Raw genomic sequence first — 19,368 nt, 5'->3', positions numbered from 1 at the left:
AGCGAAGGGGCGTGGGCTATTCCTCGCGCCCGTGGGCCTTGAGGCGGGCGTGGAGGGTGGCGGCCTCGGCGGCGCCGACCTCGAGGGCGAAGACATAGGCGTAGGTGAGGAAGAAGCAGGCCGCGTCGACGTCGTTGGTGATGTCGGCGGCCTGGGTGTAGAGCCGGATCAGGGCGAAACGGTCGTCGCCGTCATGCGCGGCGAGGAGCTGCGCATCCAGGGAGTCGACCATGCCGACGCTTTGATCCGGCTCGTCCCTCATTCGGCGGCTTTGGCCAGGCCGCGGTGGGTTTCGATCTTGGCGGCGACCCAGTCGTGGAAGCAGTGGGTCGGGCTGTCCATCACCGGCGAGAAGCGGCCGCCGTCGAAGCTGGTGGCGTGGCGGCCTTTCTGCATGCCTTCGACGACGAAGATGTCTTCCTCGAACACGGTCTTCCAGAGCTGGGTGTTGCGCATGCGCAGCCCCTCGTCGCTGTCGGGGACCGAGTAGTAGAGGTGGATATGCTCGACCGTGCGGTCGTGGCCGCGGGGTTCGAGGATGATGGCGAAGGCGTGGTCGCGGTGGACGCCGAGAAGCACGTTCGGGTAGACGGCGATGTATTCGGCCTGTTCGTTCCATTTCGAACCGACATCGGCGAAATCGGGGAAGGTTTCGCCGTTCTCGTTGGTGAGCTGGCGATAGACCATCGTGCCCTGGCCGGAATATTCGCCGGGCTTCTCGATATTGTAGTGGTCTTCCAGCTTGGAATAGCTGTTGAGCCCGGGGTGGACCCAGGGCAGGTGGTAGCTTTCGCAGTAGTTCTCGACCGCGAGCTTCCAGTTGGTCTGGACCTCCAGCGTGATCTTGCTGTCATGGCCGCCGTGGTAGACCGGCAGGTCGAATTCCGACCAGCGGGTGATGATGTCGCGCATGGCGTCCTCGAAGGCGGGGGCGTCGCCCGAGACGTTGATCCAGACCACGTCGCGCCAGACATGGGAGCGGACCTCGATCAGGCCGAGATCGTCGCGCTTGATGGTTTCGTGGGTGTTGTGGCCGGGGCCGCCCACATGGGGGGTCGAGACCAGCTTGCCCTTGGTCGAGTAGCACCAGGAATGATAGGGGCAGCGGATCGCACCCTCGATCTTGCGGGGTTCCTCGACCAGGATCATGCCGCGGTGGCGGCAGATGTTCTGGAAGACGCGCACGTCGCCCTCCTTGTCGCGGATGAGCAGGAGGGGCATGCCGAGGAATTCCATCGGCACGGCATCGCCCGGTTCCGGCACGTCGGCGGCGACGGCGAGACCCGCCCATTGCGAGAAGAGCAGCGCCTGACGCTCTTCGGCGTAAACCTCGGGGTCGATGTAATGGGCGTTGGGCAGGCCGTGCGCCTTGTCGACGGACAGGCGGACGTGGCTGAGGTCGGTCACGGTGGCGGTCATCGCGGGTCTCCATGCGTTGGCTTTGGTGACCTACGCATGGATGGGCCGGTTGCGACCGACCGGCAGCGACCCGGTTTATCTCAGGGCGACATGGGGCTGCGGATTGGCGCGGGTGCGCCCCTAGCGGAAATCCTCGTCGGGGCGCAGCAGGTGCTGGTAGAAGCGGGGCACCTTTTCGATCGGGACGACGCCGGTTTCGCGCGCGGCCTGCAGGACGCGGCCGGTGCCGCTTCCGAGATGCTCGTAGACCATGCGGGTGGCGCGGTTGCCCGAGATCTTCTCGCGCACGGTGCGCGAGGCGTAGCCTTCCCAGAGGTTCGACTGGAACGAGGTTTCCGGCGTCAGGAAGTTGAACGAGCAGGCCAGCGAGTCGCGGTGGGTGACGACGGCCATGATGCCGTCTTCCTGGCGCATGACGATGCCGCGGTATTCGCGGGTGCGCGGATCGGTCGAGAGCCCCTGTTCGCGCACGCCTTGGCGCGGTTCGAAGCCGCGCAGGAAGGTGTAGCCGTCGCCGCGCTTGATGAGCACCAGCCCGAGCACGAAACGCGAGGCATCGACGAAGCTTTTCCGGGCGAAGCGGTAAAAGCCGCTGGGGAAGAGGTCGGTCGAGACATGCACCGTGGCCTGGCCGAAGAAGCCGGCGAGGAAGGGGTGATTAACCAAGTCATTCGGTGACGGCTTGAGATCCTCGATCGGTTCGAGGAGGATGCGGGCATCGGTCTCGAAGAATTCGCAGATCCGGTGCAGCACATCGGGGCGCGGGAAACTTTCGCCGGACATGTAACGGTTGAACTGGGTCCGGTTGATACCGAGCTCGCGGCAAAGCTCGGACACCGAGCGGTAGTCTTCGACCATGCGACGGAGGTTTTCACCGAACACTTCGCGTAGCGCGGCCGGGTCGATGTCGCGATTGCGCGAGTCGGCTGTGCGTTGTTGTGTCAAAGCCGGATGTACTTTATGGTTGCATACGAGAGTGTTACGGCACGCTATCGGAGATTCTCCGGATATTCCAGAAAAATCGACGCTACTTAGAGTCAGCTGTGACGCGACTTGGCGTCAAGCTGTGGCCGGCTTGTCACAAATTGCCCCGGCGCGCGTCCAAATCAACCCATTCACATTTGGCCCAGTTCTTCCAAAATCGGGGGTGAGGAAGAAAACTGGGGACACCATGTACGGCGTAGTTCTGTGGAGTGACAAAAAGCAAAATCGGGCGGTCATCTGGTGTGAGGACCACCGCAATCTTGCCTTTTACAAAGATGAGTCGAACCTGTCCGAGGCCAGCCTGTTCGTGCCGGGTGACCTAGTCGAGTTCGATCTTCGCGAGGTGGATGACATGCGCCTTGCGGTTGATCCCTGTGTCGTGTCGGCGCATGAATTTCCGTCGCTGCCGGGCGATCTGAAGGCGGCCAAGGCGAACCTGCGGCGCAACAAGATTGCGCCGCCTACTCCGAGCCCGAGAAAGAACAACGTCGTGGCCCTGCACCCGCGCGGCACGCCGAAGGCGCATCGCGCGGTGGAGACCGCCTACCGCTGATCAGGCGCCGCGCGAGAGCGCGGCGATGCCTGTCCGGGCGATCTCGGTCAGGCCGAGGGGGCGCATGAGGTCGGCGAAGGCATCGATCTTCTGGGGCGTCCCCGTAATCTCGAAAACGAAGCTGTTCAGGGTGCTGTCGACCGCGTTGGCGCGGAAGATATCGGCGAGGCGCAGGGCTTCGACGCGTTTGTCCCCTTCACCGGCGACCTTGAGCAGGGCCAGTTCGCGTTCGACGGAGTGGCCCTCGACCGTGAGGTCGTGGACTTCGTGCACCACCACGATGCGGCCGAGCTGGGCCTTGATCTGTTCGATCACCTGCGGCGTGCCGGTGGTGACGATGGTGATGCGCGACATGTGGCCGGTATGGTCGACCTCGGCCACGGTGAGGCTGTCGATGTTGTAGCCGCGGCCGGAGAAGAGGCCGATGACGCGGGCCAGCACGCCCGGTTCGTTGTCGACGATCACCGCCAGCGTGTGCGTCTCGGCCTTGTCGGAGAAGGTCGGGCGCAGGTTGTAGGCGGAATGCTTGGTCGAGCCTTTCTTGATCTTGAGCGCTGACATTGGGTCTGATCCTTCACTGGGGTTGTTCTGAGGCGGCCGGGTTGGCCGAAGGGCGGGGCCTGAGCAGGGTGTGCCACAGGCAGGTGAGGAAGGCGGCGAGGGCGATCGGCAGGAAGACGGGGCGGAAGAGGTCGGCCTGGCCTGTCTGGAGCAGGGCGAGGGCCGAGGGGCCGAGGCTGAGCCACATGGCGAGCCCGAGGAGGAGGGTGAGGGGTCGCGCGGGGGTGATGACGCCGTCGCGCAGCAGGAAGAGGGCGGCCGGGGCGAGGAAGGCGGATTCGTAGTGCCAGAGGTATGGCGAGGCCAAAGGGATGGCCGAGAGGAGTGTGGCGGCGCGCAGGTCGAAGGAGGTGGCGGGGCGGCGCCAGACGGCGAAGACGGCGAGGGCGCAGAGGGCGGTGAGGGCCCATTGCGCGGTCAGCGCCGCGGGCTCGGCGACGCCGAGCGCGGCGAGGGCCGAGTAGGGGCTGATCATCAGGGTCAGATCGGCGATGGCGCCGCGGACGGTTGTGCCGTGCTGGTCGAGCATGGCGAGCATCTCGGGCCAGTAGGCGGTGCCGTAGAGGGCGGTGGGGATGGCGGCGAGCGCAAGGGTGGTGACAACGGCCGCGAGGATGGTGCGCCACTGGCCGGCGGCGATCAGGGCGACGGGGAGGAGCAGGCCGAGCTGGGGCTTGAGCGTCAGCAGGCCGATGAAGAGGCCGGCGAGGAGGGGTTTTTCGGCGTGCAGGGCGGCGAGAGCTGCCATGAGCCCCGCGAGCCAGAGGATGCTTGTCTGGCCCACCAGGAGGCAGGGCAGGATCGCGGGCGCAAGGGCGATGGCCAGCAGGAGATGCGGGCGGCCGGCGGTGAAGGGCCGCGTGGCCAGTGCCAGCGCCGCGACGGAGAGCCCCATGAAGGCGGCCCAGGCCGGGGCGAAGGGTAGCAGGCCGAGGGGCGTGACCAGCAGGAGGAAGCCCGGCGGATAGGCCCAGGGCATCCAGCCTTCCTGGGTGACGTTGGCGATCTCGCGGATGCGGTCGACGTCGAAAGCGTCGAGGGGCAGGCCCTGAAGGGCCAGCTTGGCCGCCGCCCAGAAGACGTAGAAATCGACCGAGACGGAGGACAGCCCGGAGCCGGAGATCTCGGCCACGTCGCGCAGCATCAGCATCACGCCGAGCAACGCCGTCAGCAGCGCGCCCATCAGGCAGAGCTGCCGGCCGCGACGGGTGTCGAGGACCGATAGGCTTGCGTCTGGGGTGGCGTTGGGCGTCATGCGGCAGGTCCTTGCAGGGCGCGCGTCGGGAGGTGGGGGATGGTGGGTTTCACCCACCCTACGGGTGAGGGCGGGTGAGAGACGGTCATGGACGTGCCGCGTCCTCGGACGTTGCGGGTTGCGGCCAGATGAGAAGGGTCACCAGCACGGCGAAGACGGCGGGCAGGTTGGCGACGAGGTAGAAAAAGAACGGGTGGCCGAACATGTATTCGTAGTCCCACCCGTCCGGTGTGATCCCGTCCATCAGGGCGCCGAAGGAGAGCGCCACGATCGCGGCGCAGGCCAGCCGGCGGGCCCGGTCCGTCAGGATGCTGCTCGTGATGTAGGAGATGAAACCCGTTACGAGCAGCGCCCTGATGGCGGACAGGATCAGGTATGTCGCCATTACACCAGGACCGCCCCGGACGTGCTGATCGCGTCCTTGGTGGAGGCGTTCTCGCCCAGCAGCATCTTGTTGTGCGGCTCGCCCGACGGGATCATCGGAAAGCAGTTCTCGTGCTTCTCGACGAGGCAGTCGAAGATCACCGGCCCGTCATGCTCGATCATTTCCATGATCGCGTCGTCGAGGTCGGTCGGATCCTTGCACTGGATGCCCTTGGCGCCGAAGGCCTCGGCGAGTTTCACGAAGTCGGGCAGGGCCTCGGACCAGGAATGCGAGTAGCGCTCGCCGTGCAGAAGCTCCTGCCACTGGCGGACCATGCCGAGGCGTTCGTTGTTCATGATGAACTGCTTGACCGGCAGGCGGAACTGCACCGCGGTGCCCATCTCCTGCATGTTCATCAGCCACGAGGCCTCGCCCGCGACGTTGATGACGAGCGCATCGGGGTGCGCCATCTGCACGCCGATGGAGGCCGGGAAGCCGTAGCCCATCGTGCCCAGGCCACCGGAGGTCATCCAGCGGTTGGGGTCGTTGAAGCCCAGGTACTGCGCCGCCCACATCTGGTGCTGGCCGACCTCGGTGCAGATATAGCGGTCGTGATCCTTGGTCAGTTCCTCGAGGCGCTGGAGAGCGTATTGCGGCTTGATGGTCTTGCCGGCCTGCGTGAAGGCGAGGCAGTTGACCTTCTTCCAGTCGTTGATCTGCGCCCACCATTTCTCGATCCCCTCGCGGTTGGTCTTGCGGCCGCGGGATTTCCAGATCTTGAGCACGTCTTCCAGCACATGGGCGATGTCGCCGACGATGGGGATGTCGGTCTTGATGACCTTGTTGATCGAGGAGGGGTCGATGTCGATATGGGCGCGTTTCGAATGCGGGCTGAACGCGTCGACGCGGCCGGTGATCCGGTCGTCGAACCGAGCGCCCACGTTGATCAGCAGGTCGCAGTCATGCATCGCCATGTTGGCCTCGTAGAGACCGTGCATGCCGAGCATCCCGAGCCACTTGTCGCCATTGGCCGGGTAGGCGCCGAGGCCCATGAGGGTGGAGGTGATCGGCACGCCGGTCGCCTCCACCAGTTCGCGCAGAAGCTGGCTGGCTGCCGGGCCGGAGTTGATCACGCCGCCGCCGGTATAGAAGATCGGGCGTTCGGCCTCTTCCAGGGCCTCGACCAGCTCGGTGATCGCCTCCATGTCGCCCTTGACCTGCGGCTGGTAATGCGAGGTCTTGGCCTTTTGCGGGGGCGTGTATTCGGCGCTGGCGAATTGCACGTCCTTGGGGATGTCGACCAGAACCGGGCCGGGCCGGCCGCTGGTGGCGACGTGGAAGGCCTGGTGCACGATGTTGGAGAGGTCCTTGGTGTCGCTCACCAGCCAGTTGTGCTTGGTGCAGGGGCGGGTGATGCCGACGGTATCGGCCTCCTGAAAGGCGTCGTTGCCGATCATGAAGGTGGGCACCTGACCCGAAAGGACGATGAGCGGGATCGAATCCATCAGCGCGTCGGTGATGCCGGTGACCGCGTTGGTGGCGCCGGGGCCCGAGGTGACGAGGCAGACGCCGGGCTTGCCGGTCGAGCGGGCATATCCTTCGGCGGCGTGCACGGCGCCCTGTTCGTGGCGGACGAGCACGTGCTTGATGTCGTTCTGCTGAAAGACCTCGTCATAAATCGGTAGCACGGCCCCGCCGGGGTATCCGAATACGACGTCCACACCCTGATCCTTGAGGGCCTGAACCACCATTTTCGCTCCGGTCATGTGACGTGTCATCTTGATTTGCTCCGTTTATGACGTGTCTGTCGCTGCGCATAAAAAAGCCCCCGATTTTCGGGGGCGCATGGGGTACCGTTATGGTGTCCGTTACCGGCCCATGCGCCATTTGCCTACCAGAATTACGATCGGTCCGAACATCGGAAGCTCCTGTCTGCGTGCGCGGGACATTATGGTGAGGGGCCGGACCCGTCAACCGCGATCGTGGCGGTTTGGTGAAAAAAGTGTCGCAGGGCGGCGGGTTTGCTTTACGGATGTTGCGCGAAATGGGGCTTTTCGGCGGTCGGGGCCTGCCGACAGGGGCTGTCAGCGGGAAATGCTAGGTGTCGGGCAGGCAACCTGACCCGGAGAGAGGCATGATCAAGTATTACTATCCGAACGGCGACCACTGCTATCGCGCGCTGCATACGGCGCATGCGGTCTATCACGATGACGAGGGCCGGCTGATCGCGCGGGCGCTGCGGCCGGACAACAGCGCGCTTTACGAGTTCGAGATCGTGGCGTTCGAGCTGGTGGAAGCGGGGGTGCGCTGTACCTGACGTGGCGAAAACCCGCCCATGTCGGGCGGCGGGGGCGGCTGTCGTCGTATTGCAGGCAAACGGACACATGGTTTTTACAGGAATCACCCAAAGCCTTTACCGATGACAGCCGGTCTTTGCAGCAAGGGAGAAGCCAGCCATGAAAGACGTAGACCTGAACCGGATATCCGCCGACGAGTGGGACGAGCTGAACGACCCGCGCCCCGAGGGGTGTGATTTCGACGAGGTGGTCGAGCGGGCGATCTCGCGCCGCGGTTTCCTTGGCGGGGTGGTGGCCTTCGGCTCGGGCGCGGCGGCGATGGGCACGGCGCAGCTGTTGGGCTCGACGGCGGCCGAGGCGATGGAAGCCTCGCGCTTTCCGTTCAAGCCGATTGCGGCGCAGACCGATGCGACGGTGCATGTGCCCGAGGGCTACAAGTGGGACGTGCTGGTGCGCTGGGGCGATCCGCTGTTTTCGGATGCGCCGGAATTCGACCACGAGACCGGGGGCGACGCGGACAGCGCCGACCGGGTGTTCGGCGAGAACACCGACGGGATGGAAACCTTCGTGCATGACGGGCATGAGCTGATCGCGGTGAACCTCGAATACACCAACCGCGAGGTGAACCTGCCGCAGACCGAGGAGGGCGTGCCGGGAAGCCTCGACGATGTGCGCAAGCTGCAGAAGCTGCAGGGCGTGACGGTGATGGAGGTCGAGAAGGGCGAGGGCGGCTGGGGCGTCGTGGTCGACAGCCTCTATAACCGCCGGATCACCCACCTGACGCCGATGAAAATCGCCGGGCCGGCCGCGGGGCACGACCTGCTCAAGACCGAGGCCGACCCGAGCGGGACCGAGAGCCTTGGCACGTTCAACAATTGCGGTTCGGGCAAGACGCCCTGGGGCACGTACCTGACCTGTGAAGAGAACTTCAACGGGTATTTCGGCGCGTCCGCCAAAGGCGACGTGCCGGAGAAGGTGCAGGCCGGGTACGAGCGCTATGGCATCGGGCCGGAGGGCTGGGGTTACGATTACCACAAGTGGGATGACCGGTTCGACACCGCGAAGAACCCGCATGAGCCACACCGCGCGGGCTGGGTGGTCGAGATCGACCCGAGCGATCCGGAAAGCACGCCGGTCAAGCATACCGGGCTGGGCCGCTTCAAGCACGAGAATGCCGAGGTGGTGCTGGCGCCCGACGGTCGCGTGGTGGTCTACATGGGCGACGATGAGCGGGGCGAGTTCATGTACCGGTTCGTCTCGGCTGCGGCCTATGCGCCGGGTGGCTCGACCGAGGGGCTGCTGGACGAGGGCACGCTTTCGGTGGCGAAGTTCAACGACGACGGCACCGGCGAGTGGCTGCCGCTGACGCCCGAGACGACGGGGATGGAGAGCCTGGCCGAGGTGCTGATATTCGCCCGGATGGCGGCCTCGGAAGTGGGGGCCACGACGATGGACCGGCCGGAGTGGATCGCCGCCAACCCGCATGCCGTGGAGGCCTATTGCTGCCTGACAAACAACAAGAACCGGGGCGTGAAGCCCAATGCGGGCGGTGACGAGACGCCGGTCAACGGGCCCAACCCGCGCGAGACCAACAATTACGGCCAGATCGTGCGCTGGCGGCCGCATGAGGACGATCATGCCGCCGATGGGTTCGACTGGGATCTCTACGTGATGGCGGGCAACCCGGACGTCTACCAGAACGTCTATGGCGGGTCGGAGAACGTGACGAACGGCAACATGTTCAACTCGCCCGACGGCATGGCGTTCGACAGTGCCGGCATCGTCTGGATCCAGACGGATGGGGACGACAGCAACGAGGGTGAGTTTGCCGGCATGGGCAACAACCAGATGCTGGCGGGCGACCCGGTGACGGGCGAGATCGCACGGTTCCTGACCGGGCCCAAGGGCTCGGAAGTGACGGGGCTGACATGGTCGGCGGACCGGACGGCGATGTTCGTGGGCATCCAGCACCCGGATGCGCCGTTCCCCGATGGCGAGGGCAAGCTGCCGCGCTCGGCCATCGTGGTGGTCTGGCGTGAGGATGGCGACCTCGTCGGCTGAGCCTGCGCGAGAATAGGAAAAGGCCCCGGTGTCTCACCACGCCGGGGCTTCTTCTTGGGTCAAATATCCCGGGGGAGACGTTGAAATTCCATGGGAGTTTCAACGCTAGGGGCAGAGCCCCAGCAACCCCTCCTAAAGCGACACGCCCGTTCCCTGCAGAACGCCGTGTTCCAGAGCATAGCGGGTGAGGCCCGCCGTCGAGCTGATGCCGAGCTTGCGCTTGATGTTCTTGCGGTGGGTTTCGACCGTGCGGATCGAGATGTCGAGGTCGAGCGCCACTTCGCGGTTGGAGCGGCCCTGGGCCAGTTGCAGCAGGATGGTCTGTTCGCGGTTGGTGAGCTGTTCGCGCAGGTGCCCGTCACGCGGGGCGAGCGAGCCCTGCGCCCCGGTGCAGAGGTAGCGCTGGCCCGACACGACCGCGTCGATGGCGTGCTTGATTTCCTCGGTCGGCACGTCTTTCAGGACATAGCCCACCGCGCCGTGGCTGAGGGCCGAGGTGATGTATTCGGGGCTGTCATGCATCGACAGGATCAGGATGCGCGTTTCGGGGCGGCGTTCGAGGATGATCTCGGTGGTCGACAACCCGCCGATGCCGGGCATGTTGAGGTCGAGCAGGATGACGTCGGGTTGCAGCGTGGCGACGTTGTCGATGATCTGCTGGCCGGTCGAGAGGGTGGCGATCACCTCGACGTCGTCATAGCTTTCCAGGATCGACTGGATGCCCTCGGCGACCATCGGGTGGTCGTCGACGATGACGATGCGGGTGGGCGTGTCGGCGGTCATGCGCTGGCCTTGGTACTGGTATCGGAACGTTCCTGCGGCGGCAGGAGGTGGGTGAGGGGCACCGAGGCCTCGATCACGGTGCCGGACTTGCTGGACAATATCCTGAGCGTGCCGTCAAGCTGTTCGATGCGTTCCTGCATGTTGCGCAGGCCCAGCCCGCCGTTTCCGCTGGTATCCGTCCGGCCCGAGGGATCGAGCCCGCGGCCGTTGTCGGAGATGCGCATGGTGGCGCCGCGCGCATGGCCGCGCACGTCGATCGAGACGCGGGTCGCGCCGGCGTGGCGTTCGACATTGGTCAGGGCCTCCTGCGCGACGCGGTAGAGGGCGATCTTGGCGTCGCCGTCGAGCCGGTTGCGGAAGACGACGGTGTCGAACTCGGTCTCGATGCCGGTGCGCTGGCCGAAATCCTCGATCAGCGCCTTGAGGGCGGGGCCGAGGCCGAGATCGTCGAGCACGCCGGGGCGCAGGTCGCGGCTGATGCGGCGGACCTCCTGGATGGCGCCGGAGAGATAGGCGATGCCCTTGTCGAGATTGTCGGCGGCGCGGGTGTCGCCCGCCTCGAGCCGGCGGCGGGTGGTATCGAGCGCGTAGCGGACGCCGACGAGGATCTGGCTGATCCCGTCATGGAGCTCGCGGGCGACGCGGCCGCGCTCTTCCTCCTGGGCGTCGAAGACGCGCTGGGTGAGCTTCTTGAGCTTGGCGTCGGCAAGGCGGCGTTCGCGGATGTTGATGAAGAGGCCGGAGACGAAAACGAGGAGGAGGGCGGCGAGGGTGATGCCGCCGATCCAGAGGAAGGTGCGCTGGATGCGGGCCTCGACGCCTGCGCGCGCGGCCGAGACGGTGGCGAGCACGTCGTCGATGAAGACGCCGGTGCCGATCGCCCACCGCCAGTCCTGCAGGCCGACCACGTAGGTGACCATGCGGGCGGTTTCGCCCGTCGAGGGCTTGCGCCAGTCGTAGCTGTGATAGCCGCCGCCGGTGCGGGCGAGGCGGATCAGCTCGTCGGTGACCGGGGTGCCGTTGTCGTCGGTGAGGCCCGACCAGTTGCGGTTGATCAGGTCGGTCTGGCGCGGGCTGACGAGGTTGTTGCCGTCGTAGTCGTAGACGAAGAAATACCCGTCCTGGCCGTAGAGCATGGCCGCAAGTATCTGGGATATCTGGAGTTTCGCCTCTTCATCGTCGGGGGCCGCGCGGCCGTAGATGTTGAAGAAGGAGGTGCGCGCGATGGAGAGGTAGTTCTTGAGCTCCGCCCGCTTGGCGGCGATGAGCTGGTCTTCGAGGTTGCGGATCTCGCGTTCGGCCAGCTGGCGGGATTCCAGCGTCACGATCACGGAAATCAGGACTGCCGCCACGACGAGCGGCAGGGTGGCCACGAGGAAGAGTTTCTGGCCGTAATTCAGGCGGATAAGGTCGCGCAAGGCCCGCATGTCGAATCGATAGACCGAATCGTAACGGATGCCCAGAGTTTTGCCGGATCCCCGGCGCTCTGCCCGTTATTTGCGCGCTTATTCCGTGCGCCGGGAAGGTTTCTACGCAGTAGTCGGTATTCCCATGAGCGTTCCTGCGCGGTAGTGTCCCGCCACTTGCAACGATCCGCGCACGGGCCGCAAGAGTCCGGGGCGCCATGACTGAATCGGGAGGAGACACCACATGGATCGTCGTTCATTTTTGAGAAATACCGCGCTAGGCGGCACTGCCGCCGCGGCATCCAGCCTTGCGGCGCCGGCCATCGCGCAGGGCAACCGCACCCTGACCATGGTCACGACATGGGGCCGTGGCCTTGCCGGCGTGTTCGACGCGGCGCAGCGCGTGGCGGACTCGGTGACTGCCATGACCGACGGCCAGTTGACCATCGACGTCAAGGGCGCGGGCGAGCTTGTGGGCGCGTTCGAGGTGTTCGACGCCGTGACCGCCGGTCAGGCCGACATGTACCATGGCGCCGACTATTACTTCGTGGGTCAGCACCCGGGCTATGCGTTCTTCACCGCCGTGCCGTTCGGCATGACCGCGCAGGAGCTGGTGAACTGGTACTATTTCGACGGCGGCATGGAGTTGCATGACGAGCTGGGCCAGATCTTCGGCCTCAAGAGCTTCCTGGCCGGCAACACCGGCGCGCAGGCCGGCGGCTGGTTCGCCAAGGAAATCAACAGCCCCGAGGATTTCAACGGCCTCAAGTTCCGGATGCCGGGCCTTGGCGGCAAGGCGCTGGGCAAACTGGGCGCCTCGGTTCAGAACATCCCCGGCGCGGAAGTGTACCAGGCGCTGGCATCCGGCGCGATCGACGGCACCGAGTGGATCGGTCCGTGGGCGGACGAGAAGGCCGGCTTCCAGGAAATCACCAAGATCTACTACACCGCGGGCTTCCACGAGCCGGGCGCGGGCCTGTCGGTCGGCACCAACCGCGAGGTCTTTGAAGACCTGTCGCCGGCGCATCAGAAGATCCTCGAGATCGCCTGTGGCGAAGCGCACCAGTGGAACCTGGCGCAATTCCTGTCGAACAACGGCTCGGCCCTGCAGCGTCTGCAGTCGAGCGGTGTTCAGACGATGGAATTCCCCGAAAGCGTCTGGGATGCCTTCGGCCAGGCCTCGCAGGCCGTGCACGACGAGAACATGGGCGACGAGCTGTACAAGAAGATCTACGACAGCGCGATGGCCTCCATGGCCAAGTCGTCGGAGTGGATCCAGAAGTCGACGGGCGCCTACGTGGCGCAGCGCGACCGCGTTCTGGGCTGAGCCCCATCGGACACTGAGCTTGGCGGGTCCCCTGGCGGGGCCCGCCTGACTGCATGAAAAGACGGGCACCAACAGCCCGCAAGACGCGAACAAAGGCGCGGGGGACCCATGCTGGACGGTATTGTCTGGTTCTTCACGAACATTGGTCTGGCCTTCTACAACTTCTTCTACGCGATCAGCCATCCCGGACTGTGGCTGGACTGGTCCGACAAGGAAGCGATCATGCGGTTCGTCTATTACGGCGGATCGGTGGAATTCTTCTTTGTCGTCTTCACGGCCGTCCTTGTGCTCACCGCGGTGGGCCTGTGGCGGAACGGCTTCATGTGGGGCTGCGTGCGGGTGCTGGAGGGGTTTGCCAACACGGTGGGCCGCTTCTTTGCCTGGGCCGGGCTTATCATGGTGCTGCAGCAGGTGATCATCGTCTTCATCCAGCGCATCTTTGCCCGACCGGACATCTCGATCGGGCTGGGCATTCCGCTGGAAATGGACATCAGCTGGTGGGCGGAGGAACTGAAGCTCTACAACGCGATGGTGGTGGCGCTGTGCTGTACCTACACCTTCGTGCAGGGCGGGCATGTGCGCGTCGACCTGATCTATTCGGCGGTGAGCTATCGGACCAAGCGGGTGATCGACATGCTGGGGAGCGTGTTCTTCATGCTGCCGATGGCGATCCTGATCTGGATGTATGGCTGGTACTTCCTGTGGCGGCACCTGATCACGCCGAAGCCCTCGGCCTCGGACACGGTGGACCGGCTGCTGATGAAGGCCCGCGCCGTGCGCTGGAACGTCGAGACGATCGGCTTCAGCCCCAACGGGTTCAACGGATATTTCCTGTTCAAGATCCTGCTGGTGGCCTTTGCCGGGATGGTTTTCATCCACGCCGTCGCGTTCTTCTACCGGTCGTTCCTTGAATGGAAGGAAGGACCCGAGAGCGAAAACAAGTACCTCGACAAGGATTCCCTTGGAGAGGGCGAAGAAGCCTTTGAAGGCACGCATTAAGGGGGCAGGGGACAATGCTATTCGGACTTGATGGCGTCGAAGTCGGCCTGATCATCGTGTTCCTGTGCCTCTTCGGGGGCATTCTGTCGGGGTTCCCGGTGGCGTTCGCCATCGGCGGGGCCGGGGTGATCTCGTTCGCGATCATCGCCGCACTCGACAGTGCGGGGCTGCTGGTTCACCAGGCGATCGACACCTCGTCGCAAGCCTACAGCACGCTGGTCAACAGCGGGGTGAAACCGGAAACCATATCCATATTCCGATATCCGGACTTGCCACGGATCGGGGTGCATGTCTTCGAACGCGGCTGGGAGACGGCGCTTGACCGCAACATCTCGTTCATCGTGAACCGGATGAACGAGCGGGTGCTGGCCGGTCAGTCGATCGAGACGCTGCTGGCGGTGCTGATGTTCGTGCTGATGGGCATCACGCTGGAACGCTCGAAGATCGCCAACGATCTTCTGACCACGATGGCGCGGGTCTTCGGCCCGCTGCCGGGCGGTCTGGCGGTGTCGGTGGTTGTCGTGGGGGCGTTCCTTGCGGCCTCGACCGGGATCGTGGGTGCCACGGTGGTGACGATGGGGCTTCTGAGCCTTCCGACCATGCTGCGGCACAATTACAGCCCCGAGATCGCCACCGGCGTGATCGCGGCGTCGGGGACGCTGGGGCAGATCATTCCGCCGTCGATCGTGATCGTTCTGCTGGGCACGCTGGCGGGCGACCTCTATTCGGTGGCGCAGGAGAACCGGGCGATCGAAGCCGGGTGCTCGGACGCGCTGACCTATCTGGGCGAGCCGGCGGTGGTGTCGGTGGGCACGCTGTTCCAGGCGGCGCTCTTGCCGGGGATCCTTCTGGCGCTGCTCTATGCCGTCTATGCCTTTGGCTATGCGCTGCTGAACCCCTCGAAGGCGCCGGCGGTCGATGACCTGGGCGAGACCAATGCCGAGCCGATCACGCGGGGCGAGGGGTTCACGTGGTTCATCGGCGTGCCGGTCGCACTGATTGCCGGGCTGCTTGTCTTCTCGGAAGTCGGGGTGATCGGGTCGCAGGACCTGACGGTCGACAGCTATTCCGAGCAGGGCGATGCGGCCAGCCTGCGCACCAATGTCAGCCCGGATTGCCAGGAGGCGATGATCGAGCTGCATGGGCAGGAGGCCTGGGACACGGCGGTTGCCGAACAGGCCGCCATCGACGAGGCCGGTGGCCTTGAAGAGTCGCACCAGCTTTCCGAAGAGGAGATCGCCGAACGGCTTGCGACCAAGATCGAGAACGCGGCGCCCATCGGGACGGGCGTGGCGACGATCTTCCTGCTGTTCTCGCTGGTTCTGGCGGTGGCGCGGGGCGTGATGCCCTCGGCCAGCCCGGCGCCGCTGATCGTGGGGGCGTTGGGCGTGGTGCTCGGCCTGTTGGTCGATATCCTGCTGATCGGGCCGCAATGGAGTTCGGGGGCGACGGTGGTCGTGCTGCTGATCCCGTTCGCGCTGGCGATCTATGGCTGTACCCATGCCGCGATCAGGCTGTCGAAGAACGAGCTGATCCGGGTGGTCTTTCCGCCGCTGGTTCTGATCGTGGCGGTGCTGGGCTCGATCCTTGGCGGGATCACCAACCCGACGCCGGCGGCGGCGCTGGGGGCGGCGGGCTCGATCATGCTGGCCGCCTATCGCAAGCTCAGGGACGAGGAACGCTCGGGCAAGGTCATCATCTTCGCGACGCTGGCGATCGTGCTGGCGATCCTGATCGGGATCAACTTCGACCTGCGGATCAACAATGCCGAGGTGAGCTTTGACACCTGGATCGCGTTCTTCTTCGCCTACGCGGCCTATATCTATGCCGCCTTCGGCCTTGTCTTCGCGTGCTGGGTGCTGTTCGCAGGCGGGGTTCTGACCCCGGTGGTGCGGGAGACGGCGAAGGTGACCTCGATGGTTTTCACCATCCTGATCGGCTCGCAGCTTCTGAACCTCGTGGTGATCTCGTTCGGCGGGGAGCATTACATCCAGCAGTTCCTGAGGAGCTTCGACAACGAGTTCACGGTTTTCCTGATCGTGATGCTGGTGCTCTTCATCCTGGGCTTCGTGCTCGACTTCCTCGAGATCATCTACATCGTGATCCCGATCGTCGGGCCGGTTATCTATGGCGGGACGTTCGACCCGAAATGGGTGACCATCATGATCGCGGTGAACCTGCAGACGTCGTTCCTGACGCCGCCCTTCGGGTTCGCGCTGTTCTACCTGCGGGGGGTTGCGCCCAAGGAGGTGACGACCGGTCACATCTATCGCGGGGTGGCGCCTTTCGTGCTGATCCAGGTGGTGGGGCTGGCGATCCTGTGGTTCTTCCCGTGGATCGTGACGATCGTGCCACAGCTGATCGGCTGAGGAAAGATCGCCCCGGCCGCCGTGGAAACAGGTGTTTTCCGGTGGCCGGGGCGCGGGGCCGCAGCGCCGGTGGCGTTCGGCCCGTGACGGGTTTCAGAGAAAGCTGAAGAGGGCCCTCGGTTTGCGCCGGGGGCGTTCTTCTTTCCGGGCGCCGCCGGTGAGCAGGGTCATCGCCTGTTCGCTGCGCATCTGGCGGCCGATCTTCATGTAATGGGCGGTGTCGATGGAGCCGTCTGGGCGGGTCTTGATCTCGGTGGTCATGGTCTGCGTCCTTTCGTTGTCTGGGACCAGTTGACCACGGGGCGTGCGGGCGCGCTTGAAGAGGGTCTTGTGAAAGGCTTGTGCTTTCCTTGTGGTTTGATGAAGTCGGTGGATTTTTGTTGCGCGGGTGGCGCGAAGGGCCGTTATCCTTGGGGCATGATCCATCGTTTCGCGGAGTGCACACTCGATACCGGGCGCCACGAGCTTTGCCGTGAGGGCGAGGTGGTGCATGTGGAGCCGCAGGTGTTTGCCCTTCTGGCCGTGATGGCCGGGTCGGGCGGGGCGGTGGTGAGCAAGGATGAGCTGGTGGCGACGGTCTGGAACGGGCTAAACGTGTCGGATGCCACGATCAGCGCGCGGATCAATGCGGCGCGCAAGGCGGTGGGCGATGACGGCAGCGCGCAGCGGGTGATCCGGACGTTGCCGAAGCTGGGGTTCCAGATGGTGGCGCCGGTGGAGGTTGAAGGCGGGGCCCCGTCACGGCCCGTCGCGGCGCCGGCGATCCGCTACACGACATCGGCGGATGGCGAGGTGATCGCCCATGCGCATCACGGGGCCGGGCCGCCGCTGGTGCGGGTGGGGCACTGGCTGTCGCACCTCGAACTCGACTGGGATTGCCCGGTCTGGCAGCCGCTGATGGCGCGGTTGGGGGAGCATTTCACGCTCTACCGCTATGACCAGCGGGGCACGGGGTTGTCGACGCGGGCGACGGGGAACCTGTCGCTCGATGCCTTTGCCGACGATCTGGCGGCAGTGGTGGAGGCCAACGGGCTGTCGCGGGTGGCGATCTTTGCCGCCTCGCAGGCGGTGCCGGTGGCGCTGAGGTTCGCGGCGACGCACCCGGAGAAGGTCAGCCGGATGGCGCTTTACGGCGGATATTCGGTGGGCAGGGTTTACCGCGAGGCGGCGCCGGGGGAGGTGGACGAGGAGACGATACTGGGGCTCATTCGCGCGGGCTGGGGGCGCGAGGGGTCGGCGTTTCTGAATGCCTTCTCGGCGCTTTTCATGCCGGACGCCACGCCGGAGCAGCTGAAAAGCTTCGTGCGGATCCAGCAGCAGTCGGTCTCGGCGGAAAGTGCCGCGCTTTTGAGGCAGGCGGTGGACCGGCTGGTGGTGGAGGACGACCTTGTGCACGTCACGGCGCCGGTCCTGCTGGCCCATGCGCGGGAGGATGCGATTCACCCGTTCAGCCAGAGCCAGAGGATGGCCGCCAGGCTGCCCGATGCGCGGCTGATGATGCTGGACACGCGCAACCACGTGCCGCTGCCGCAAGACGAAAGCTGGGAGAAGCTGATGCAGGCGGTGGTTTCGTTTTGCGGGGGTGGCGACGGCTAGGCCGGTCAGCCGCGCTGCGGGCCGCGGAGGGGCCGGCTGTCGGGGAGGGAGATGTTGGCCACCTGCTCGGCGATGGGATCGTTCGAGAGGGGGTGGCGCTTGGAATGGTAGTCGGCCGGGTCGCGCATTTTCTGCCATTCGCCCGAGGAATAGACCTCGAGCCCCGAGAAGGCGGCCTTGTAGCCCATCTTGGCGCTGCCGGGCACCCAGTAGCCGAGATAGACATTGGGCAGCCCCGCCTCGCGGGCGATGTCGATATGGTCGAGGATGATGTAGGTGCCGAGCGACTGGCGCGGCAGGTCGGGCTCGTAGAAGGAATAGACCATGCTGACCCCGTCATCGAGCACGTCGGTCAGGCAGACCGCCACCAGCTCGCCCGTTTCGCTGTCGGCATATTCGACGACGCGGGTGCGGATCGGGGTTTCCTCGATCATGGCGGCGAATTCGAAGGCGTCCATGTCGGCCATGCCGCCCTGGGCGTGGCGGGCTTCGAGGTAGCGGCGGAAGAGCTCGTACTGTTCCTCGGTCGCCCAGGCCGAGGTGGCGCGGCGTTCGAGGTGGCGGTTGCGGTTGAGCGTGCGCTTCTGGCTTTTCGACGGCGCGAACTCGGCCACGTTGATGCGGGCCGAGAGGCAGGCGGCGCAGTCGGCGCAGGAAGGCCGGTAGAGCACGTTCTGCGAACGGCGGAAGCCCTGCTTGGACAGGCTGTCATTCAGGCGCTGTGCCGATTCGCCCTGTAGCGCCGTGAACAGCTTCCGCTCCATCCGCCCGTCGAGATAGGGGCAGGGTTGCGGGGCCGTCACGTAGAACTGCGGCGCGATGGGAAGCGTATGGCGCATGAAGGGTCGTTTCTGTCCGTTCTGTTACAGAAACGATAACAACGATCCCCGCGAGCGCCAAGTGCGAAACCGTGACGCGCCCTTCACGTGTGGGCGCGCTTGTTGATCGCGACGGTGCCAAGCAGGTGGTCGGTGACGCCCTGGGCGCGCGGGGTGGCGATCATCAGGACCATCGAGGCGATCTGGATCAGGAAGACCGCGCAGGAGATCGAGAAGCCCAGCGTGTGCAGGAAGGCCATGCCGAACTCGAAGGGCCGGCCGGCCTGGGTGCGGAACTCGATCGCGACGAGGCGCATGCCCCATGTGGCGGAGCCCCCGGCGATGGTGAGCACGCGGTAGATGAAGCCCACGACGAGCATCATGAGCGGGAAGAAGAAGATGCCGGTGAAGGCCGTGAAGGGCAGGATCAGCAGGCAGATGACCGCCACGATGATCGTGTCGACCACCCACGCGATCAGCCGCTTCACCGGCACGTCGGCGTAGAATTCCGGCTGGGTCACCGGATCGGGGATATGCCATGCGTAGTCGGTCATCGGGTACCTTTTATCAACGGGG

19 protein-coding genes are annotated in these 19,368 nt (G+C 65.2%); 7 read left to right on the top strand and 12 right to left on the bottom strand.

Features of this window, described 5'->3' with window-relative positions:
* Positions 1-16: 16 nt before the first annotated feature.
* The 3 genes from RIdsm_RS15350 to RIdsm_RS15340 all read right to left on the bottom strand — a co-directional run bounded on the left by RIdsm_RS15350 (position 17) and on the right by RIdsm_RS15340 (position 2,277).
* A complete protein-coding gene (locus RIdsm_RS15350; protein WP_236553221.1) occupies positions 17-262 on the bottom strand; it encodes a hypothetical protein in 246 nt (81 codons plus the stop codon).
* Positions 259-1,419, bottom strand: a complete 1,161-nt coding sequence (locus RIdsm_RS15345; protein ID WP_057815875.1) for an aromatic ring-hydroxylating oxygenase subunit alpha — start codon at positions 1,417-1,419, stop codon at positions 259-261. Before RIdsm_RS15345 ends, RIdsm_RS15350 begins: the two co-directional genes overlap by 4 nt.
* A 120-nt stretch (positions 1,420-1,539) precedes the next feature.
* A complete protein-coding gene (locus tag RIdsm_RS15340) occupies positions 1,540-2,277 on the bottom strand; it encodes a helix-turn-helix domain-containing protein (protein ID WP_082647374.1) in 738 nt (245 codons plus the stop codon).
* Between the two features lie 313 nt (positions 2,278-2,590).
* Between RIdsm_RS15340 and RIdsm_RS15335 the strand changes: the two genes are divergently transcribed.
* Entirely contained in the window at positions 2,591-2,956 is a 366-nt protein-coding gene (locus RIdsm_RS15335) for a hypothetical protein (protein WP_057815877.1), read from the top strand.
* Here RIdsm_RS15335 and ilvN read toward each other — a convergent pair whose 3' ends face one another.
* From ilvN to RIdsm_RS15315, 4 genes are all read right to left on the bottom strand, one after another.
* Positions 2,957-3,517: an acetolactate synthase small subunit gene (gene ilvN / locus RIdsm_RS15330; RefSeq protein WP_057815879.1), complete on the bottom strand. Its 561-nt coding sequence runs from the start codon at positions 3,515-3,517 to the stop codon at positions 2,957-2,959.
* Between the two features lie 13 nt (positions 3,518-3,530).
* The gene (locus RIdsm_RS15325; RefSeq protein WP_057815881.1) at positions 3,531-4,772 is read right to left on the bottom strand and encodes a glycosyltransferase family 87 protein; all 1,242 of its coding nucleotides are present in this window, start codon (positions 4,770-4,772) and stop codon (positions 3,531-3,533) included.
* 85 nt (positions 4,773-4,857) lie between these two features.
* A complete protein-coding gene (locus RIdsm_RS15320; protein ID WP_057815883.1) occupies positions 4,858-5,157 on the bottom strand; it encodes a hypothetical protein in 300 nt (99 codons plus the stop codon).
* The gene (locus tag RIdsm_RS15315) at positions 5,157-6,914 is read right to left on the bottom strand and encodes an acetolactate synthase 3 large subunit (protein ID WP_057815885.1); all 1,758 of its coding nucleotides are present in this window, start codon (positions 6,912-6,914) and stop codon (positions 5,157-5,159) included. The genes RIdsm_RS15320 and RIdsm_RS15315 overlap by 1 nt, the downstream gene beginning before the upstream one ends.
* A 356-nt stretch (positions 6,915-7,270) precedes the next feature.
* Here RIdsm_RS15315 and RIdsm_RS15310 point away from each other — a divergent pair, with 356 nt between their 5' ends.
* Positions 7,271-7,453 (top strand): hypothetical protein, encoded by a 183-nt coding sequence (locus RIdsm_RS15310; protein WP_057815887.1) that lies wholly within the window; start codon positions 7,271-7,273, stop codon positions 7,451-7,453.
* A gap of 139 nt (positions 7,454-7,592) precedes the next feature.
* Positions 7,593-9,494: a PhoX family protein gene (locus tag RIdsm_RS15305; protein ID WP_057815889.1), complete on the top strand. Its 1,902-nt coding sequence runs from the start codon at positions 7,593-7,595 to the stop codon at positions 9,492-9,494.
* Positions 9,495-9,626: 132 nt separating this feature from the next.
* On the opposite strand, the gene RIdsm_RS15300 is transcribed toward RIdsm_RS15305, so the two are convergent.
* Together RIdsm_RS15300 and RIdsm_RS15295 are read right to left on the bottom strand one after the other, a co-directional pair.
* Positions 9,627-10,277: a response regulator transcription factor gene (locus tag RIdsm_RS15300; protein ID WP_057815891.1), complete on the bottom strand. Its 651-nt coding sequence runs from the start codon at positions 10,275-10,277 to the stop codon at positions 9,627-9,629.
* The gene (locus RIdsm_RS15295) at positions 10,274-11,704 is read right to left on the bottom strand and encodes a cache domain-containing protein (protein ID WP_057815893.1); all 1,431 of its coding nucleotides are present in this window, start codon (positions 11,702-11,704) and stop codon (positions 10,274-10,276) included. Before RIdsm_RS15295 ends, RIdsm_RS15300 begins: the two co-directional genes overlap by 4 nt.
* A 223-nt stretch (positions 11,705-11,927) precedes the next feature.
* Between RIdsm_RS15295 and RIdsm_RS15290 the strand changes: the two genes are divergently transcribed.
* The 3 genes from RIdsm_RS15290 (at position 11,928) to RIdsm_RS15280 (ending at position 16,378) form a co-directional block, all read left to right on the top strand.
* A complete protein-coding gene (locus RIdsm_RS15290; protein WP_057815895.1) occupies positions 11,928-13,010 on the top strand; it encodes a TRAP transporter substrate-binding protein in 1,083 nt (360 codons plus the stop codon).
* Between the two features lie 108 nt (positions 13,011-13,118).
* Positions 13,119-14,009, top strand: coding sequence for a TRAP transporter small permease subunit (locus RIdsm_RS15285; RefSeq protein ID WP_057815897.1), 891 nt, complete (start codon positions 13,119-13,121; stop codon positions 14,007-14,009).
* 14 nt (positions 14,010-14,023) lie between these two features.
* Complete coding sequence (locus RIdsm_RS15280; protein ID WP_057815899.1) at positions 14,024-16,378, top strand: TRAP transporter large permease; 2,355 nt, start codon at positions 14,024-14,026, stop codon at positions 16,376-16,378.
* Between the two features lie 93 nt (positions 16,379-16,471).
* Here the strand turns inward: RIdsm_RS15280 and RIdsm_RS30175 are convergent, their stop codons facing one another.
* Positions 16,472-16,639, bottom strand: a complete 168-nt coding sequence (locus RIdsm_RS30175) for a hypothetical protein (RefSeq protein ID WP_160325843.1) — start codon at positions 16,637-16,639, stop codon at positions 16,472-16,474.
* Between the two features lie 156 nt (positions 16,640-16,795).
* On the opposite strand from RIdsm_RS30175, the gene RIdsm_RS15275 reads away from it, so the two are divergent.
* Positions 16,796-17,974 (top strand): alpha/beta hydrolase, encoded by a 1,179-nt coding sequence (locus tag RIdsm_RS15275; protein WP_074939814.1) that lies wholly within the window; start codon positions 16,796-16,798, stop codon positions 17,972-17,974.
* Positions 17,975-17,979: 5 nt separating this feature from the next.
* Here the strand turns inward: RIdsm_RS15275 and RIdsm_RS15270 are convergent, their stop codons facing one another.
* Both RIdsm_RS15270 and RIdsm_RS15265 read right to left on the bottom strand, forming a co-directional pair.
* Positions 17,980-18,813 carry an arginyltransferase gene (locus RIdsm_RS15270; protein ID WP_057815903.1) on the bottom strand — a complete coding sequence of 278 codons (834 nt, stop codon included), beginning with the start codon at positions 18,811-18,813 and terminating at the stop codon, positions 17,980-17,982.
* Positions 18,814-18,896: 83 nt separating this feature from the next.
* Positions 18,897-19,346, bottom strand: coding sequence for an RDD family protein (locus RIdsm_RS15265; protein WP_057815906.1), 450 nt, complete (start codon positions 19,344-19,346; stop codon positions 18,897-18,899).
* Between the last annotated feature and the right edge of the window lie 22 nt (positions 19,347-19,368).

The sequence above is a fragment of the Roseovarius indicus genome (assembly GCF_008728195.1).
Lineage (GTDB): Bacteria > Pseudomonadota > Alphaproteobacteria > Rhodobacterales > Rhodobacteraceae > Roseovarius > Roseovarius indicus.
The sequence above is the reverse complement of the archived record's forward strand: the minus strand, read 5'-3'. Positions and strand labels throughout refer to the sequence as shown.

What these genes read in the sequence shown, in the direction of transcription:
- RIdsm_RS15290 (WP_057815895.1), top strand. Translation starts at nt 11,928, where the DNA reads ATGGATCGTCGTTCATTTTTGAGAAATACCGCGCTAGGCGGCACTGCC.
- RIdsm_RS15320 (WP_057815883.1), bottom strand. Translation starts at nt 5,157, where the DNA reads ATGGCGACATACCTGATCCTGTCCGCCATCAGGGCGCTGCTCGTAACG.
- RIdsm_RS15345 (WP_057815875.1), bottom strand. Translation starts at nt 1,419, where the DNA reads ATGACCGCCACCGTGACCGACCTCAGCCACGTCCGCCTGTCCGTCGAC.
- RIdsm_RS15275 (WP_074939814.1), top strand. Translation starts at nt 16,796, where the DNA reads ATGATCCATCGTTTCGCGGAGTGCACACTCGATACCGGGCGCCACGAG.
- RIdsm_RS15265 (WP_057815906.1), bottom strand. Translation starts at nt 19,346, where the DNA reads ATGACCGACTACGCATGGCATATCCCCGATCCGGTGACCCAGCCGGAA.
- RIdsm_RS15270 (WP_057815903.1), bottom strand. Translation starts at nt 18,813, where the DNA reads ATGCGCCATACGCTTCCCATCGCGCCGCAGTTCTACGTGACGGCCCCG.
- RIdsm_RS15335 (WP_057815877.1), top strand. Translation starts at nt 2,591, where the DNA reads ATGTACGGCGTAGTTCTGTGGAGTGACAAAAAGCAAAATCGGGCGGTC.
- RIdsm_RS15340 (WP_082647374.1), bottom strand. Translation starts at nt 2,277, where the DNA reads ATGGTCGAAGACTACCGCTCGGTGTCCGAGCTTTGCCGCGAGCTCGGT.
- RIdsm_RS30175 (WP_160325843.1), bottom strand. Translation starts at nt 16,639, where the DNA reads ATGACCACCGAGATCAAGACCCGCCCAGACGGCTCCATCGACACCGCC.
- RIdsm_RS15310 (WP_057815887.1), top strand. Translation starts at nt 7,271, where the DNA reads ATGATCAAGTATTACTATCCGAACGGCGACCACTGCTATCGCGCGCTG.
- RIdsm_RS15315 (WP_057815885.1), bottom strand. Translation starts at nt 6,914, where the DNA reads ATGACACGTCACATGACCGGAGCGAAAATGGTGGTTCAGGCCCTCAAG.
- ilvN (WP_057815879.1), bottom strand. Translation starts at nt 3,517, where the DNA reads ATGTCAGCGCTCAAGATCAAGAAAGGCTCGACCAAGCATTCCGCCTAC.
- RIdsm_RS15305 (WP_057815889.1), top strand. Translation starts at nt 7,593, where the DNA reads ATGAAAGACGTAGACCTGAACCGGATATCCGCCGACGAGTGGGACGAG.
- RIdsm_RS15295 (WP_057815893.1), bottom strand. Translation starts at nt 11,704, where the DNA reads ATGCGGGCCTTGCGCGACCTTATCCGCCTGAATTACGGCCAGAAACTC.
- RIdsm_RS15300 (WP_057815891.1), bottom strand. Translation starts at nt 10,277, where the DNA reads ATGACCGCCGACACGCCCACCCGCATCGTCATCGTCGACGACCACCCG.
- RIdsm_RS15350 (WP_236553221.1), bottom strand. Translation starts at nt 262, where the DNA reads ATGAGGGACGAGCCGGATCAAAGCGTCGGCATGGTCGACTCCCTGGAT.
- RIdsm_RS15280 (WP_057815899.1), top strand. Translation starts at nt 14,024, where the DNA reads ATGCTATTCGGACTTGATGGCGTCGAAGTCGGCCTGATCATCGTGTTC.
- RIdsm_RS15285 (WP_057815897.1), top strand. Translation starts at nt 13,119, where the DNA reads ATGCTGGACGGTATTGTCTGGTTCTTCACGAACATTGGTCTGGCCTTC.
- RIdsm_RS15325 (WP_057815881.1), bottom strand. Translation starts at nt 4,772, where the DNA reads ATGACGCCCAACGCCACCCCAGACGCAAGCCTATCGGTCCTCGACACC.